Here is a 15,872-nt window from a genome sequence, read left to right as displayed (position 1 = left end):
AGGGCGGCAGACGGCGGCCCGCCGTGCCCCTCGCCGCGCTCACTTTCCGAGCGCCCGCCCGCCCGCCCGGGCGCGGCATCCGTCGTCAGTAGACTGAGGGGCATGTCGAAGGTCCTTCAGTCCCTGCCCGTCGGCGAGCGCGTCGGCATCGCCTTCTCAGGGGGCCTGGACACCTCCGTCGCCGTCGCGTGGATGCGCGACAAGGGCGCCATCCCCTGCACCTACACCGGCGATCTCGGCCAGCCCGATGAGGACGACATCGCGTCGATCCCCGACCGGGCGCTGAACTACGGCGCCGAGCTGTCGCGTCTGGTCGACTGCAAGCCGGCGCTCGTCGAGGAGGGCTTCGGTGCTCTCGCGTGCGGCGCGTTCCACATCCGCTCGGGCGGTCGCACCTACTTCAACACCACGCCGATCGGTCGCGCGGTCACCGGCACCCTTCTGGTGCGCGCCATGAAAGAGGACGGCGTCGACATCTGGGGCGACGGCTCCACCTACAAGGGCAACGACATCGAGCGGTTCTACCGCTACGGCCTGCTCGCCAACCCGGCCCTGCGCATCTACAAGCCGTGGCTCGACGCCGACTTCGTCACCGAGCTCGGCGGTCGCCAGGAGATGAGCGAGTGGCTCATCGCGCACGGCTTCCCGTACCGCGACTCGGCCGAGAAGGCGTATTCGACCGACGCCAACATCTGGGGCGCGACGCACGAGGCCAAGACGCTCGAGCACCTGAACGTGTCGCTCGAGACCGTCGAGCCGATCATGGGCGTGCGGTTCTGGGATCCGGCCGTCGAGATCGAGACCGAGGACGTCACCGTGACGTTCGACTCCGGCCGCCCGGTCGCGCTCAACGGCGTGGAGTTCTCCGACTCCGTCGCACTGGTCTTCGAGGCGAACCGCATCGGAGGCCGCCACGGCCTCGGCATGAGCGACCAGATCGAGAACCGCATCATCGAGGCGAAGTCGCGCGGCATCTACGAGGCGCCGGGCATGGCGCTCCTCTTCATCGCGTACGAGCGCCTGCTCAACAGCATCCTGAACGAAGACACGCTCGCCACGTACCACGAGCAGGGCCGACGTCTCGGCCGCCTCATGTACGAGGGCCGCTGGCTCGAGCCGCAGTCGCTCATGCTGCGCGAGTCGATCCAGAAGTGGGTGGGCTCGACGATCACCGGCTCCGTGACGCTGCGCCTGCGCCGCGGTGAGGACTACACGATCCTCGACACGACCGCCGCGCACATGTCGTACGGTCCCGAGAAGCTGTCGATGGAACGCGTCGGCGACGCCGCGTTCGGTCCCACCGACCGCATCGGCCAGCTCACCATGCGCAACCTCGATATCGCCGACTCGCGTGCGCGACTCGAGTACTACGCGGCCGCGGGCATCATCGGCGGTACGACCGGCGAGCTCGTCGGTCACCTCGAGCAGGGCGAGGCGGCCGAGATCACCGAGAACGCGACGGCGCTCACCGCTGCCGGCGAGCAGCTCGCCGAGGCGACGGATGCCGCGAACGAGGCGTCCGCGTTCGACTCCGGCACCGACTGACCCCGTCCACGTCGGGTCCGGGTTCGCCGCGTCTGAGTTCCTCGAAGCAACGGAACCTGGACCTCATCTTCGAGTCGTCGAGATAAGTTGCACAGCATTGTGCAAGTTCTCTAGTCTGGAGGCATGACCTCCACGATCGATGCCGTGCGCCGTCCGCGCCGAGACGCCCTCGAGAACCGCGCGGGCATCCTCGCGGCGGCGCACGTCGCGCTGGCGCACGACCCGCGTGCATCGGTCGACACGATCGCGCGCCAGGCAGGCCTCTCGCGCCGCGCCCTGTACGGCCACTTCGACGATCGCGACGCGCTGCTGCGCGAACTCGTCGCGCAGGGCACCGCGCGCTTCAACGCGATCGCGGCCCGCATCGATGACGCCGACCCCCGGCTCGCGCTCGCGCGCCTCGCCGCGGCACTGTGGACCGAGGCGTCCCACGTGCAGGTGCTCGCCGCTCTCGCCCTCGACGACGCGCACGTCGAGATGACGGCCGACGCCCTCGCGCCGCTGCGTCGCACCGTCATGCGCCTCGTGCGCGAGGGCCAAGATGCCGGTGTCCTGCGCACCGACGTCGCCGCGCCGACGCTCGCACGTCTCGTGGAAGAGACCGCACGCACCGTCATCACGCGCATGGACGCCTCGTCACCCGAGGCCCGCGGCCTCGCCGTGCGCGCGGTGCTCAGCATCGCGGGGCTCTCGTGGCGAGAGGCGGCCGCTCTGCTCCACGAGCATCCCGACGTGCTCGCGGCGCCCGACGGCGCACCGGCCGGCGACGCTGCCGCCGCCGAGACTGCGGCGAGCGCGTGAGGGTCGTCCTGGACGCGGTCGGCAAGGGGCGCCGCGACCGCGCACTGCCCCCGACCTCCACGGTCTTCGAGACGGGCCGCGTGACCCTCGCCTTCGCCGAGACGGAGCAGCGCCCCACCGTGCTCGGACTCATCGCCGCAGGCCGAATGCGCCCCGACACCGGTGGCGTGCTGATCGACGGGCGGACGGATGCCTCGGCCCTGCGTCGCCGCGTCGCCCTGGTCGACGCGCTCGACGTGTCGGAGCCCGAGCCGAATGTGACGCTCGCCGGCGTCGTCGCCGAAGAGCTCATGTTCGCGGGGCGCCGCTCCGACCCTCTGGCCGTTCGGCGCTGGCTCGAGGAGAACGCGCTCGCACCCCTGGCATCCCTCCCGATCGCGAACGTCGAGCCCGCCGATCGCGTGCGTGCCCTGTGCGAACTCGCCGTGCTGCGCAAGGGCGTCGAGGGCATCGTGCTCGTCTCACCCGACCGGCACGGCGGCGAGCCCGAGACCTGGTGGCACATCGCCCAGGGGTTCGCCGCGCGCGGGCTCGCGGTGCTCGTGATCGCCGGGCGGGCATCGCAGTCGGTGCTCGATCGCTCACCGGTCGATGGCGGGGATCAGGGTTCGCGGGCGCTCTCTCGCGCCGGTCGTGTTCCGCCGCTCCGCGCGGCCGGAGGCCTCAGCCGCTCGGCAGCCGCGCGTTCCGGCATCCGCCTGCGACGACTCACCGCACCCACGAAGGGGGCGCGCTCGTGAAGGTGCCGCAGATGATCATGGCGGAACTGCGCCGACTCACCTCGACGCGGATGTCGCTGATCGCGCTCATCGCGCTGATGGCGGTGCCGATCCTGTACGGCGGCGTCTACCTATGGGCGAACCGCGATCCTTACGCGCAGCTGACGGAGGTGCCCGCGGCCCTCGTCGTCGAGGACACCGGCGCTCAGCTCAACGGCACCGACCGCAATCTCGGCGACGAGATCGCGCAGGAGCTCATCGAGGACGGCTCGTTCGCCTGGCAGACCGCCACCGCCGACGAGGCGAACGCGGGGCTCGACGACGGCACGTACGATTTCGCGATCGAACTGCCCGCCGACTTCACGGCCGCCATCGCGTCGATCACGACGGGCGAACCGCGCACGGCCGACATCGTGCTGCACACGAGCGACGCCAACAACTACCTCGCCTCCACGATCGGCACGCAGGCGGTCGAGCGCATCCAGACGACGATCACCGAGAAGGTGGTGGCAGAGGCCGGTCTCACCATGCTCGACGCGCTCGACACCATCCGGATCCAATTGACGGATGCCGCCGCCGGCGCGACACAGCTGGTGGACGGTCTCGCGCAGGCCGGCGACGGCACCGCCCAGCTGACCGACGGCGCGGGCCAGCTCGCCGACGGCACGGCGCAGCTGCGCGACGGCGCCGCATCGCTCGCCACCGGCGCGCAGCAGGTGGCGGACGGAGCCGCCCAGGTCGCCGCAGGGACCGCGCAGCTCGACGCCACCGCGACGCGCATCGGCGCCGCGGCCTCGGCCGCCGCCGCCGCCGTGCCGCAGGCCCGCGCCGACATCGCCGAGAGCCTCGCCGGTGCCGGCCTCGATCAGGCGCAGATCGACGAGGTGCTCGCCGTGCTCGATCCCGTGGGCGAGCGCGTGGACACCGCGAACCAGCGCGTGCAGACGGCCGTGTCGGAGATCGATCGGCTCGACACGGGGGCGCAGCAGGTGGCCGCCGGCGCCGGCACGGTCGCGGCAGGTTCGGCCACTCTGGCCGCGGGCACCTCGACCGCTGCGGATGCCGCGGCCCAGCTCCGCGACGGCGCGGCCACCCTCGGCGGCGGCATCGCACAGCTCGAAGACGGTGCCACGCAACTGCGTGACGGACTCTCCGACGGTGCAGCGCAGCTGCCCGCGTTCGACGCCGACACGCGGGCGGCGCAGGCCGATACGCTCGCCGCTCCCGTCGAGATCGAACGATCCTCGCTCACGCAGGCTCAGAACTACGGCGCCGGCCTCGCCCCGTTCTTCGCCGCCCTCGCCGGGTGGATCGGCATCTACGCGCTCTTCCTCATCGTCAAGCCGGTGTCGCGTCGAGCGGTCACCGCGCTGCACTCGCCGATCCGCATCACTCTCGCCGGCTGGGCGACCCCCGCACTCCTGGGCGGGCTGCAGATGCTCGGGCTCTTCGGGGTGCTGGCCCTGGCACTCGGATTCCAGTTCGCGCACCCGCTGGCGACTCTCGGCATCCTGCTGCTGGCGAGCGCGACGTACGCGGCGATCGTGCTCGCCCTCAACGTCTGGTTCGGATCGGTCGGGCAGTTCCTCGGGCTCGTGCTCATGGTGCTGCAGCTGGTGACCGCCGGCGGCACGTTCCCCTGGCAGACGCTTCCCGCACCTCTGGCGACGCTGCACCACGTGCTGCCGATGGGATACGTCGTCGACGCCATGAGACAGGTCATGTACGGCGGCAACGCCGACCGGGTCTGGCTGGATCTCGCCGTACTGGCCGCATGGCTGGTGGGTGCCGGCGTCTTCGCCGCGATCGGGGTCACGCGCATGACCCACTTCCGCACGCTCCGCGACCTGCAGCCGAGCGTCATCGGCTAGCCGGGCGGAGCGGATGCCGCGGGGTGCGGCATCCGCTTCCGGAAAGCGAACGCGATTCGGCTCCGTGGGCGGCGCGGGTTACGATGCCGAAACGGTTTCGCGCGACCCGACGCGCGGCATCCGATCTCGCGGTGCCCGACACCGCGTCCCTCGTCGCCATACCGAAAGCCCTTCAATGTCGAAGCCCTCCACCGACCCCGTCAGCACCATCGACGACGCGCCCCGCCGTCGGTCGGTCGGTCGCACGATCGGCATCACGCTGTTCAGCATCGTCGCGGGCGTCGTCGTGCTCGCGCTGATCGCCGTCGGGTTCCTCGCGTACACCGTGCAGCGCTCGTTCCCTCAGCTGAGCGGCGAGGTCGTCGTCACCGGACTCGATGACGAGGTCATCGTCCAGCGCGACGGGCTCGGCATCCCGATCATCACCGCGGACTCCAGCCACGACCTGTTCTACGCGCAGGGCTACGTGCACGCCCAGGATCGCTTCTGGGAGATGGACTTCCGCCGCCACGTCACCAGCGGTCGCCTGTCGGAGCTGTTCGGCGAGTCGCAGCTGGCGACCGACAAGTTCCTCCGCGCGCTCGGATGGCGCCACATCGCCGAGCAGGAGGTAGAGGCGCTGGGCGAGGCCGAACGCGCGTACTACGAGGCCTACGCCGACGGCGTCAACGCCTACCTCGCCGACCACGACGGCGCCGACGCGTCGTTCGAGTACGCGGTGCTGGGCCTGCAGAACGCGGACTACGAGATCGAGCCATGGACCCCCGCCGACTCCGTCGCGTGGCTGAAGGCGATGGCCTGGGACCTCCGCTCCAACATCGAGGACGAGACCGAGCGCGCCGTGATCGCGTCCGACTTCACACAGGCCCAGATCGACGAGCTGTACCCGGCGTATCCGTTCGATCGCAACCCGGTCATCGTGCCGGAGATCTCGGCCATCCCCGCCGTCGGGACGGCTCCCGGCGACGAGACGGGCGATGAGTCGACGGTCTCGAACTCGTCGACCTCGTTGATCGAGTGGTCAGAGGTCGACGGCGTCATCGACGCCGTCAGCACCCTGGTCGGCGGAGCCGGCGAGGGCATCGGCTCGAACTCGTGGGTCGTCTCGGGCGACCTCACCGAGACCGGCATGCCGCTGCTGGCGAACGACCCGCACCTCGGCGCCTCGCTGCCCAGCGTCTGGCACCAGATCGGACTGCGGTGCGCGGCGGTCTCCGAGGAGTGCCCGTTCGACGTCGCCGGGTTCGGCTTCGCGGGCGTGCCCGGCGTGATCATCGGCCACAACGATCGCGTCGCGTGGGGGTTCACGAACCTCACCACCGATGTGACCGACCTGTACATCGAGAAGATCGAGGGCGACGAGTACTGGCGCGACGGCGCGCTCGTTCCGCTCGAGGAGCGCACCGAGACGTTCGAGGTCGCGGGCGGCGACGACGTCGAGCTCGTCGTCCGCTCCACGGTCAATGGCCCGATCGTGTCGGGCCTCACGGATGATTTCACGACGATCGCGGCCGACCCGTATGTGGGCGACACCCCTGCGATCGAGCAGCCCATCGCTGCGCCGACGGGCGAGTACGCGGTGAGCCTCGCCTGGACCGCGCTGAAACCCGGCACCACCGCGACCGCGATCTTCGCACTCAACGTCGCCCGGGATTTCGACGACTTCCGCGGCGCCGCGGCGCTGTTCGACGTCCCCGCGCAGAACCTCGTGTATGCCGACGTCGACGGCAACATCGGCTACCAGACGCCCGGCAAGCTGCCGATCCGCGGCGCGGGTGACGGCTCGATGCCGCAGCCGGGCTGGGACTCCGCCTATGCGTGGCAGGGGTTCATCCCGTTCGAGGAGCTGCCCGTCGTCTACAACCCCACCGAGGGGTTCATCATCACCGCCAACAACGCGATCGTCGGTGCCGACTACGCGCACTTCCTGACGCGCGACTGGGACTACGGATGGCGCGCCGCACGCATCCAGGAGCTGATCCAGCGCAAGATCGCGAACGGTCCCCTCACCGCCGACGACATGCGAGACATCCAGGCCGACAATGCCTCGTTCATCGGCATGCGCCTGACGACCGCCTACCTCGACGTGCAGACCGGCGACGACGAGACGGATGCCGCACTCGATCTGCTGCGCGAGTGGGACGCGCAGAATGCCACCGACTCGGCCGCGGCGGCGTACGCGAACGTGCTCTGGGACACGCTCGCGCAGAACATCTTCGTGGAGGGTCGCGAGAGCCCCGCACCGCTCAGCGATCAGGGGCGTCTGTTCCTCGTCGTGGACGGACTGCTCGACGACCCGGCATCTGCGTGGTGGACGAACGACGGCATCGGCATCGACGGCATGGACGAGATGCTCGAGCAGTCCGCGATCGAGGCGCGCGAGCGCCTGGTGGCCCTGCAGGGCGACAACGCCGCGCGCTGGAACTGGGGCGGCCTGCATGCGCTGCCGCTGGTGAGCGACACATTCGGCTCGTCGGGCATCGCACCGATCGAGTGGCTGTTCAACCGCGGCCCGTACCCCGTCGGCGGCGGCTCGTCGATGGTCAACGCGACCGGCTGGGACCTTGGCTCGAGCTTCGCCACCGTCACCGTGCCGTCGATGCGCATGGTGGTCGATCTCTCGGACTTCGACGCGTCGCGCTGGAACCACCTGACCGGCACCAGTGGCCACACGTTCCACCCGAACTACATCGACCAGACCCAGACGTGGCAGAACGCCGAAACCATCCCGTGGGCCTTTTCGCCCGAGGCCGTCTCCGCAACGACCACCGACACGCTGACGCTCGTCTCCGCCCCCTGACCCCCGGGGCCCCCGGCCCCGGGCCCCCGGGGGCAGCGGGGCCCCGCCCCCCCCGGGCCCGGGGGGCCGCTGCCGCCCTCCGACCCCTCCGACCCCTCGGACCCCCTGTCCCTCCGACCCCGCCGGCTCCGGCGGCTCCGGCTCCGCCGAGAGTGCACGAAGTGCCGCCGCAGTGCGATTCAAACCACCGTTTCTGCACTCTGGACCGGGCCGGGCCGGGCCGGGCCGGGCCGGGCAGGGCCGGGGCCGGGCCGGGCAAGGCCGGGGCCGGGGTCGCCCCCCCTTACCTCGACAACTCCACGGACTCCTCCGACTCCTCGGACCCATCCGACCTCCCCGACACCTCGACCCCTCCGACCCCGTCGCCGAGAGTGCACCAACTGCCATCTCAGCGCGACTCAAGGCGCCGTTTCTGCACTCTCGACCGGGCCGGGCCGAGGTAGCCCCCTACCCCGACAACTCCACGGACTCCTCCGACTCCTCGGACCCATCTGACCTCCCCGACCCCTCGACCCCTCCCGCCGCCGCCGCCGAAAGTGCACCAACTGCCGTCGCAGCGCGATTCAAGGCGCCATTTCTGCACTCTCGACCGGACCGGACCGGACCGGACCGGACCGGACCGGGCCGGGCCGGACCGGGCCGGGCCGGTCGAGGGCAGCGGCGGAGGCGGGGTCAGGCGCGGCGGAGCGCGCGGCGGACCCTGGCGCTCAGCGCTCGAATTCCCTCGGGGGTCGTGTCGAGGGCACCCAGCAGGATGACGCGATAGCCGGCATCCTCGAAAAGCTGCACGCGCTCCAGATCCTTCAGCCACGTCGCGCGATCGGTGCGGTGCACGTCGCCCAAGTACTCCAGGAGCACGCGCTCCTCGAGATACCCCAGATCGGGATGCCGGATCCCGACTGCCGTCCGTATCGGCGGCTGAACGAGGGGCTCGGCAAGTCCCTCGCGCACGAGGCCCAGTCGTACGAATGTCTCGGGCGGTGAGTCGACGGGTGCGCGCACACGCTCCCACGCCCACTGCAGTGCGACCGCACCGCGCCGCGAGGCGTGCCTGGCGACCGCGTCCTCCAAGTCGGCGCGGGTCGCGAGTGCCGGGTTTCGGCCATATCGGGTGCGCCGGCCCGAGACGAGGAAGTCGGCGATCGCGACGAGCCAATCGCGCGTCATCCGGCCACCGCGCGCGTCGGTCATGGTCGCGAGCAGCGTCCAGGTGTCCGCGGGTGTCGTCACCGGCAACCCGTGCGCGGCCACGGTCACGCGAAGATCACCGCTGCGGCGCCATCCCACCACACCCGCACGACGCACGGCCATGCGATCCGGGACGAGCACATGGAGCTCATCTGCCAGCCACGCCGGAAGCGGCATCCCCCATATCCGCGCCGCAGTCGCATGGCTGAAGGTGGCACCGGCGGGGAGTACGACGCGCAGCGCCGCACAGCGGTCGATGAGACCGCCGTCGATGCGTCCCGCCGATCCGATCACGCGGACTCCGTGGAACGGCCGTTCGAATGCCTTTCGGCGAAGCTGGCCGGCCGTGAACCCGACCCTGCGCCCGTCGGCGATCGTGAACGGGCTGCCATCCATCCACGGCGGAATCGTCTGCATCAGCGAATCATGACGTCTCGCCCGTCGCCCATTCCCCCCACCCGAGGTTTCCGGCACAACTCTTCGTCGCTGTCTCCCTGTGCAGGAACCCCCTCCTGCCCTCGAGAGTGCACGAATCACGCCTGAGCGGGTGTCAGGACCGCCGTTCGTGCACTCTCGACCGGGTTGAGCCCGGAAGGGTCAGCCGCCGGCGGCGGGAGGGGTTCGATGCGACTCGGCGAGCTCGTCGACGTAGAGCCCGTTCTCATCGATCGTGCCGTTGCGATACGCCTGCCGGCCGACCATGTGCGCCGACAACGGCGCGGTGGCCAGCTGGATCAGCACGACCGGCACGAGGAAGGCCACGACCGGCCACGACCGCAGCGACAGCGCGATCGCGAGACAGACGAGGATGAGCCCGAGCACCTGGGGCTTGGTGGCGGCGTGCAGACGGCTGGGCACATCGCGGAAGCGCAGCAGCCCGATCGCCGCGGTGAGGCACAGCAGCGCCCCGATCAGGATGAGGATCAGCGCGGCGACATCCAGCGCGCTCTCGAGCGGCGTCGCCGCCTCGGTCACCGGGGCGTCGACCACGGCGAGGAATCGGGTCACGAGATTCATCGCTCGACGTTGTCCCTTCTCGCCACGAACCGCGCGATCGAGATCGACCCGAACACGCCCACGGCGGCGATCATCAGCAGCACCGGAAGCGTGCGGGTGTGGTGGTTGATCGCCATCTCGGCGCCGAGCACGCACATCACCTCGGTGAGGAGCACATCGGATGCCACGGCCCGGTCCAGGATCGACGGCCCGATGACGATGCGCCAGAGCGTCAGCAGCGCCGCCACGGCGAAGACCAGGTAGATCACGAGCAGCAGGACGTTCATGTCAGACCCCCCGGACGCAGCGTCGCACGCCGGGAGCCGGCATCCGCCTTCATCGCGTGCAGTTGAGCGCGCGAACCCACGGCACGCACGATGCGCTCCTCCCAGTGCAGGACGCTCGCTCGCTGACGCACGACGTCCGCGTCGTTGCGCACGCCGATCACGTGCAGATACAGGATGCGCCGGTCGCGATCGGTGTCGACGATCAACGAACCGGGGATGAGGGATGCCGTCACCCCGGTGTGCGTCATGATCAGGTCGTCGTCGGTCACCAGCTGCACGGCGATGATCGCGGCCCCGGGCTGCCGCCGGAAGTCGAGCACCTGCCAGGCGACCGTGAGCGAGCCCTGCACGAGCGCCACGATGAACTCGAGGACGAAGACGAATCCCCACCAGAGGTTCACGCGACCCGACAGCTCGACCGGCGGAAGGCGGAACACTCGCGTGACCACGATCGCCGCGACCAGGCCGGTGAAGAACGCGAGCCACGTGAACTGGCCCCACAGCAGCATCCACAGCGCGATGAGCCACAGGAAGAAGGGGAGCTGGCGCCACAGCGCCGTCGCCGTGCGCTTGATCCGCCCCTGCGGGAGGTCGGGGCTCATTGCACGTCCTCCTCGAGCTGGGTGAGGGTCACGGGCTGCAGCAGCGCGTCGCCGATGCGGATGCACACGTCGTACAGCGGGCCGGCGAAGATCGTGAGGGCGACCGTGATCGCGACCATGCCCGCGGTCGAGGCGGTCATGATCTTCGGGATGACGCGGCGCTCGGTGTCGACTCCACCCGGCGAACCGCCGAGGTAGGAGATGCGCGCCTCGGTCTCGGCCGAGTCGTCCTCTTCGCGCCAGAACGCGAGGTTCCACGCGCGCATGAGCGCATAGAGCGTGAGCAGGCTCGTGACGATTCCGCCCACCATGAGCACCATCATGATCGGCGTGCCCACCTCGGCGGCGGCCTCGAACAGCGCGAACTTGCCGATGAAGCCGGAGAACGGCGGCAGTCCGCCCAGGTTGATCGCGGGGATGAAGTAGAGCACGGCGATCACCGGCGCCGCCTTCATCAGGCCTTTCACCCGCAGGATCGAGGTGCTGCCCGCGCGACGCTCGACCAGGCCCACCGCGAGGAACAGCGTGGTCTGCACCACGATGTGGTGGACCATGTAGTAGATCGTGGCGCCGATCGCCGCCGGGGTCGCGATCGCGAGGCCGAAGATCATGTAGCCGATATGGCTCACGAGGGTGAACGACAGGATGCGTTTGAGCTCGGCCTGCGCGACGGCGCCCAGGACGCCGACGATCATGGTCGCGAGGGCGACCCACATGAGCAGCTGGTTCACGTCGTTGTCGAGGAACAGCTCGGTCTCGGTGCGGATGATCGCGTAGACGCCGACCTTGGTCAGCAGGCCGGCGAAGACCGCCGTGACGGGCGCCGGCGCCGTCGGGTACGAGTCGGGGAGCCAGAACGACAGCGGGAAGACGGCCGCCTTGATGCTGAACGCCAGCAGCAGCGTGAGGTGCAGCACGAGCTGCGTGTCCTGCGGCAGTTCGCTCATGCGCTCGGAGATCTGCACCATGTTCACGGTGCCCAGAGCGGCGTAGATCATCGCGATCGCGGCGAGGAACAGGATGGATGAGACCAGCGAGACGACGATGTAGACCACGCCGGTGCGGATGCGCGACTCGGTGGATCCGAGAGTGATGAGCACGTACGACGCGACGAGGAGGATCTCGAAACCGACGTAGAGGTTGAACAGGTCGCCCGCGATGAACGCGTTGAAGATGCCCGCCGCGAGGATCAGGTACGACGGGTGGAAAATCGAGACCGGCGTGTCGTCGTCGCCGTCCTCGGCGCCCTGGCCGACCGAGAAGAGAAGGACCGCCAGCAGCACGATGCTCGACACGACCACGAGCAGGGCAGACAGACGATCGACGTAGAGCACGATGCCGAAGGGGATGGGCCAGCCGCCCACCGATACCGCGATCGGCTGGTCGCCCGCATCGACGACGACGAGCAGGATGGCCGAGATCGCGAGCACCGCTGTGAGGGTCACGACCGACACCACGACCTGAGTGCGTCGATGGCGACCGGCGATCAGGGCGATCGCCGCGCCGAGGAGGGGCAGCGTCACCAGGAGCGGGACGAGGGCGGGCGCGATCTGGCTCATGCGTCTTCCCCCTTCTCGCCCGGGCCGGGCGGATTCCGGGGTCGATCGACCGGGGCATCGTCGCGGAGTCCGGCGAAGTCACGGCTTCCGAGCACCGTGATGGGCGCGGTGTCGGTGCCGACGAAGTCGGTGGTCGCCTCGTCGTCCTCGTCCTCGATCTCGATCTCGTCGTCCATCGTCTCCTCGACGTCGGCGGTGCCCTCACGGACCGCGCGGTCGGCCTCGTCGTCCTCGACGGTGTCGGCCTGGCCGAGCTGCCACGAGCGGTAGATGAGGGCGAGCAGGAACGCCGAGACGGCGAACGTGATCACGATCGCCGTGAGCGTCAGGGCCTGCGGGAGCGGGTCGGACATCTCATCGGGGGATGCCGCGGCGCCGAAGAAGGGCGCGACCCCGGGTTCTCCCATCACGATGAGCAGGAGCAGGTTCGTCGCGTTGCCCAGCAGCAGGAAGCCGATCAGCACGCGCGTGAGGCTGCGCTCGAGCATCGCGTAGACACCGCATGCGAAGAGCACCGCCATGACGATGATGAGGACGAGGGAGACGCTCATGAGACCCCGACCTCTCCACGCAGATCGCCGGAGCGACCCATCTGCGCTTCGTGAGCCTGGCGGTCGACCTCGGCACCGAGGGAGCGCAGCACATCGAGCACCAGCCCGATGACCACGAGGTAGACGCCGACGTCGAAGAAGGTCGACGTGACGAACTCGACATGGCCGAGCACCGGCAGGTCGGCCTCGAAGAACATGCTGGTCAGAGGTGCACCACCGAAGAAGAGCGGCACGATCGCGCACGCGACGGCGATCGCCATGCCGGTGCCGAGGAGGCGGCCGGCATCGGCGGGAGCGGCGGCGCCGAGTTCGTAGCGTCCGCCCGCGACGTACCGCATGACCAGGGCCATGCCCGCGACGAGACCGCCGGCGAACCCGCCGCCGGGGAGGTTGTGGCCCGCGAACAGCAGGTACAGCGACACGATGATGATGGTGTGGAAGAGGATCCGCACGATCACTTCGAGCATGATCGACCGGTCCTCGGGGCGCACCCGCTGCCCGCCGACGAGCCACGCCATGCGGCCCCCGGCGGCACCACGGGGCTTGACGCCCTCGGCGGTCTCCACCAGCGGGCGCCGGGTGCGCGCGGCCGCGTCGGGGAGCGGTGCGATGAAGCTCGAGAGGGTGTCGGAGCGGTGCGTCACGAACACGAGGGATGCCACACCCGTCGCCGCGAGGATGAGCACCGACAGCTCGCCCATCGTGTCCCACCCGCGCAGGTCGACGAGGGCGACGTTCACCACGTTCTTGCCGTGGCCGATCTGGTAGGCGAGGTCGGCGAAGCGGTCGGAGATCGGATCGGCGGTGCGCGCGCTCGTGGCGACGATCGCCACCAGGGCCATCGTGACGCCTACCGCCGCCCCCAGCACGGCGCGCGCCACCGGCCACACCGACTCGTTGTGCTCGCCCAGCCGTGACGGGATGCGTCGCAGCACGAGTGCGAACGCGACGAGCGTCACCGTCTCGACGAGGATCTGGGTGAGCGCGAGGTCGGGAGCGCCGCTGGTGGCGAAGAGGAGCACCATGCCCAGGCCCGTCACCGACACCAGCACGACACCGGTGTAGCGCTTGCGCGCACGGATGGCGACGAGTCCGGCGGCGATCATGATGGGGGCGACCACGAGCTGCATCGGCGTCTGGAAGGGGTCGAGCTGGGCGCGTACGTCGTCGGTGGCGAGGAGCGCCGTCGCCTCGGCCGCGACGAAGACGACGAAGATCGTGCCGACGTAGACCGGCAGCGAGCCGCGCTGCGTGAAGCCCGTGACCACGACCGACAGCCGCGCGATCCCGCGGAGCGTGCCGTTGTAGGCGTCGGCCGCGGTGAACGGCAGGAACCGCTTCGCCGGACGCCAGGCGCGCGTCGCCCAGAACACGAGCACGCCTGTCGCGATGGAGGCGAGCGAGATCCACAGCGCCGGCTCGAACCCGTGCCAGAGAGCCAGGTGCGCCGTGTGCTCGGGGGCCGTCACGCCTGCCGACGCCACAGGCGCCTGGTCGGCATAGGGCGCGAATGCGGTGTCGAGCCACGGCGAGAAGATGCCCGCCACCACCGTGAGGCCGGCGAGCACCACGGGCGCCCCGAGGAACCCGATCGGCGGGTCGGGCCACTCCGTCGGAGGCAGGGCGTCGCCTGCGGCGTCCTTCTTGGTCCAGAAGGCACCCCACACGAAGCGGATGCCGTACGCCGCGGTGAGAACGGAGCCCAGGGCGATCCCGACGAGCGCCACGATCCCCCACGCCGCGCCGCCCGCGGCCTCGTGCAGGAGCGCCGTGAGCACGCCCTCCTTGGCGACGAAGCCGATCGTCGGGATGATCCCCACCATCGAGGCGACGGCGATGATCGAGAACGTGGCCATCACCGGGGCCTGCCGGCCGACGCCCGACAGCTCGGTGAGGTCGCGGGTCGACAGCTGCCGGTCGATCACGCCCACCACGAGGAACAGCGCCGACTTGAAGAGCGCGTGACTGAGCAGCAGTGCGAGGCCCGCGAGTGCGACATCCCTCGTGCCGTAGCCGAGCACGACGGTCAGCATGCCGAGCTGGCTCACCGTGCCGAACGCGAGCACGCGCTTGAGGTCGGTCTCGCGCAGTGCCTGGAAGCCGCCCAGGAGCATCGTGAACACGCCGAGGCCGACAACGATCGGACGCCACGTCGGCGCGATCGCGAACACCGGCGCCAGGCGGGCGATGAGGTAGATGCCGGCCTTCACCATTGCGGCGGCGTGCAGGTAGGCGCTGACGGGGGTGGGCGCGGCCATCGCACCGGGCAGCCAGAAGTGGAAGGGGAAGATCGCGGACTTGCTGAGCGCGCCGACCAGGATCATCACGAGTGCGGCATCGACGATCGCGCCGGTGGGCGCCTCGGCGAGGATCGTCGAGATGCTCGACGTGCCGGCGACGACGACGAGCAGCACGACGCCGATCAGCATCACCAGGCCGCCGAGCGATGTGACCAGCAGCGCCTGAAGCGCCGCGCGGCGACTCGCGGCGCGCTTGTTGTAATAGCCGATGAGCAGGTATGACAGGACGCTCGTGATCTCCCAGAACATCACAAGCACGACGAGGTCATCGGTCAGCACGAGTCCGTACATCGCACCGGCGAATGCCAGCAGCACCGCGGCGAACTGCCCCAGATTCTCCTTCTTGCCGCGGAAGTACCAGCGGCAGTAGATCATCACCAGGGCGCCGACGCCCGTGACCACGAGCGTCATCAGCCACGACAGGGTGTCCATGCGCATCGACAGCTCGATGCCCAGCGAGGGGATCCAGTCGTACGACTCGAACGGGTCGTCACCGGCGAGCACCTGCGGCGTCAGCGCGACGGCATAGGAGAAACCGGCGATCGGCAGGATGGCCGCGACATAGAACGCACGAGCTCCGAGGTGGGTGACGAGCCACGGGAGCAGCATCGGGACGACCGCGAACGCGCCAAGAATGAGGAGCATCCGAGGCC

Annotated in this window: 12 protein-coding genes; 5 read left to right on the top strand and 7 right to left on the bottom strand. The window is 70.0% G+C overall.

All coding sequences use genetic code 11. From position 1 onward, the window contains the following. Window positions 1-102: 102 nt before the first annotated feature. From argG to KEC57_RS11750, 5 genes are all read left to right on the top strand, one after another. The gene (gene argG / locus KEC57_RS11770) at window positions 103-1,545 is read left to right on the top strand and encodes an argininosuccinate synthase (RefSeq protein ID WP_229384804.1); all 1,443 of its coding nucleotides are present in this window, start codon (window positions 103-105) and stop codon (window positions 1,543-1,545) included. Between the two features lie 123 nt (window positions 1,546-1,668). Then, window positions 1,669-2,346, top strand: coding sequence for a TetR/AcrR family transcriptional regulator (locus tag KEC57_RS11765; RefSeq protein ID WP_229384803.1), 678 nt, complete (start codon window positions 1,669-1,671; stop codon window positions 2,344-2,346). Continuing rightward, on the top strand, window positions 2,343-3,086 hold the full coding sequence (locus KEC57_RS11760) for a hypothetical protein (RefSeq protein WP_229384802.1): 744 nt from the start codon (window positions 2,343-2,345) through the stop codon (window positions 3,084-3,086). The genes KEC57_RS11765 and KEC57_RS11760 overlap by 4 nt, the downstream gene beginning before the upstream one ends. Then, complete coding sequence (locus tag KEC57_RS11755; RefSeq protein ID WP_229384801.1) at window positions 3,083-4,936, top strand: YhgE/Pip domain-containing protein; 1,854 nt, start codon at window positions 3,083-3,085, stop codon at window positions 4,934-4,936. The genes KEC57_RS11760 and KEC57_RS11755 overlap by 4 nt, the downstream gene beginning before the upstream one ends. A gap of 175 nt (window positions 4,937-5,111) precedes the next feature. Next, complete coding sequence (locus KEC57_RS11750; protein WP_229384800.1) at window positions 5,112-7,736, top strand: penicillin acylase family protein; 2,625 nt, start codon at window positions 5,112-5,114, stop codon at window positions 7,734-7,736. A 672-nt stretch (window positions 7,737-8,408) separates the two neighbouring features. Here the strand turns inward: KEC57_RS11750 and KEC57_RS11745 are convergent. From KEC57_RS11745 to KEC57_RS11715, 7 genes are all read right to left on the bottom strand, one after another. Next, complete coding sequence (locus KEC57_RS11745; RefSeq protein ID WP_229384799.1) at window positions 8,409-9,341, bottom strand: putative endonuclease domain-containing protein; 933 nt, start codon at window positions 9,339-9,341, stop codon at window positions 8,409-8,411. A gap of 180 nt (window positions 9,342-9,521) precedes the next feature. Continuing rightward, on the bottom strand, window positions 9,522-9,941 hold the full coding sequence (gene mnhG, locus KEC57_RS11740; protein ID WP_229384798.1) for a monovalent cation/H(+) antiporter subunit G: 420 nt from the start codon (window positions 9,939-9,941) through the stop codon (window positions 9,522-9,524). Then, window positions 9,938-10,207: an MrpF/PhaF family protein gene (locus KEC57_RS11735; protein ID WP_229384797.1), complete on the bottom strand. Its 270-nt coding sequence runs from the start codon at window positions 10,205-10,207 to the stop codon at window positions 9,938-9,940. The genes mnhG and KEC57_RS11735 overlap by 4 nt, the downstream gene beginning before the upstream one ends. Then, entirely contained in the window at window positions 10,204-10,809 is a 606-nt protein-coding gene (locus KEC57_RS11730; protein ID WP_229384796.1) for a Na+/H+ antiporter subunit E, read from the bottom strand. The genes KEC57_RS11735 and KEC57_RS11730 overlap by 4 nt, the downstream gene beginning before the upstream one ends. Further along, on the bottom strand, window positions 10,806-12,368 hold the full coding sequence (locus tag KEC57_RS11725) for a Na+/H+ antiporter subunit D (RefSeq protein WP_229384795.1): 1,563 nt from the start codon (window positions 12,366-12,368) through the stop codon (window positions 10,806-10,808). The genes KEC57_RS11730 and KEC57_RS11725 overlap by 4 nt, the downstream gene beginning before the upstream one ends. After that, window positions 12,365-12,919 carry a Na(+)/H(+) antiporter subunit C gene (locus KEC57_RS11720; RefSeq protein WP_229384794.1) on the bottom strand — a complete coding sequence of 185 codons (555 nt, stop codon included), beginning with the start codon at window positions 12,917-12,919 and terminating at the stop codon, window positions 12,365-12,367. The genes KEC57_RS11725 and KEC57_RS11720 overlap by 4 nt, the downstream gene beginning before the upstream one ends. Then, window positions 12,916-15,864, bottom strand: a complete 2,949-nt coding sequence (locus KEC57_RS11715) for a Na+/H+ antiporter subunit A (protein WP_229384793.1) — start codon at window positions 15,862-15,864, stop codon at window positions 12,916-12,918. Before KEC57_RS11715 ends, KEC57_RS11720 begins: the two co-directional genes overlap by 4 nt. Between the last annotated feature and the right edge of the window lie 8 nt (window positions 15,865-15,872).

Source organism: Microbacterium allomyrinae, assembly GCF_020682705.1.
In the GTDB taxonomy this organism is placed as follows: Bacteria; Actinomycetota; Actinomycetes; order Actinomycetales; family Microbacteriaceae; genus Microbacterium; species Microbacterium allomyrinae.
This window is presented reverse-complemented; position numbering and strand designations above follow the sequence as displayed.

Bases quoted from the DNA above. Each gene is read 5' to 3' on its own strand.
- mnhG (WP_229384798.1), bottom strand. From the start codon at position 9,941: ATGAATCTCGTGACCCGATTCCTCGCCGTGGTCGACGCCCCGGTGACC.
- KEC57_RS11725 (WP_229384795.1), bottom strand. From the start codon at position 12,368: ATGAGCCAGATCGCGCCCGCCCTCGTCCCGCTCCTGGTGACGCTGCCC.
- KEC57_RS11735 (WP_229384797.1), bottom strand. From the start codon at position 10,207: ATGAACGTCCTGCTGCTCGTGATCTACCTGGTCTTCGCCGTGGCGGCG.
- KEC57_RS11765 (WP_229384803.1), top strand. From the start codon at position 1,669: ATGACCTCCACGATCGATGCCGTGCGCCGTCCGCGCCGAGACGCCCTC.
- KEC57_RS11715 (WP_229384793.1), bottom strand. From the start codon at position 15,864: ATGCTCCTCATTCTTGGCGCGTTCGCGGTCGTCCCGATGCTGCTCCCG.
- KEC57_RS11730 (WP_229384796.1), bottom strand. From the start codon at position 10,809: ATGAGCCCCGACCTCCCGCAGGGGCGGATCAAGCGCACGGCGACGGCG.
- KEC57_RS11750 (WP_229384800.1), top strand. From the start codon at position 5,112: ATGTCGAAGCCCTCCACCGACCCCGTCAGCACCATCGACGACGCGCCC.
- KEC57_RS11720 (WP_229384794.1), bottom strand. From the start codon at position 12,919: ATGAGCGTCTCCCTCGTCCTCATCATCGTCATGGCGGTGCTCTTCGCA.
- argG (WP_229384804.1), top strand. From the start codon at position 103: ATGTCGAAGGTCCTTCAGTCCCTGCCCGTCGGCGAGCGCGTCGGCATC.
- KEC57_RS11745 (WP_229384799.1), bottom strand. From the start codon at position 9,341: ATGCAGACGATTCCGCCGTGGATGGATGGCAGCCCGTTCACGATCGCC.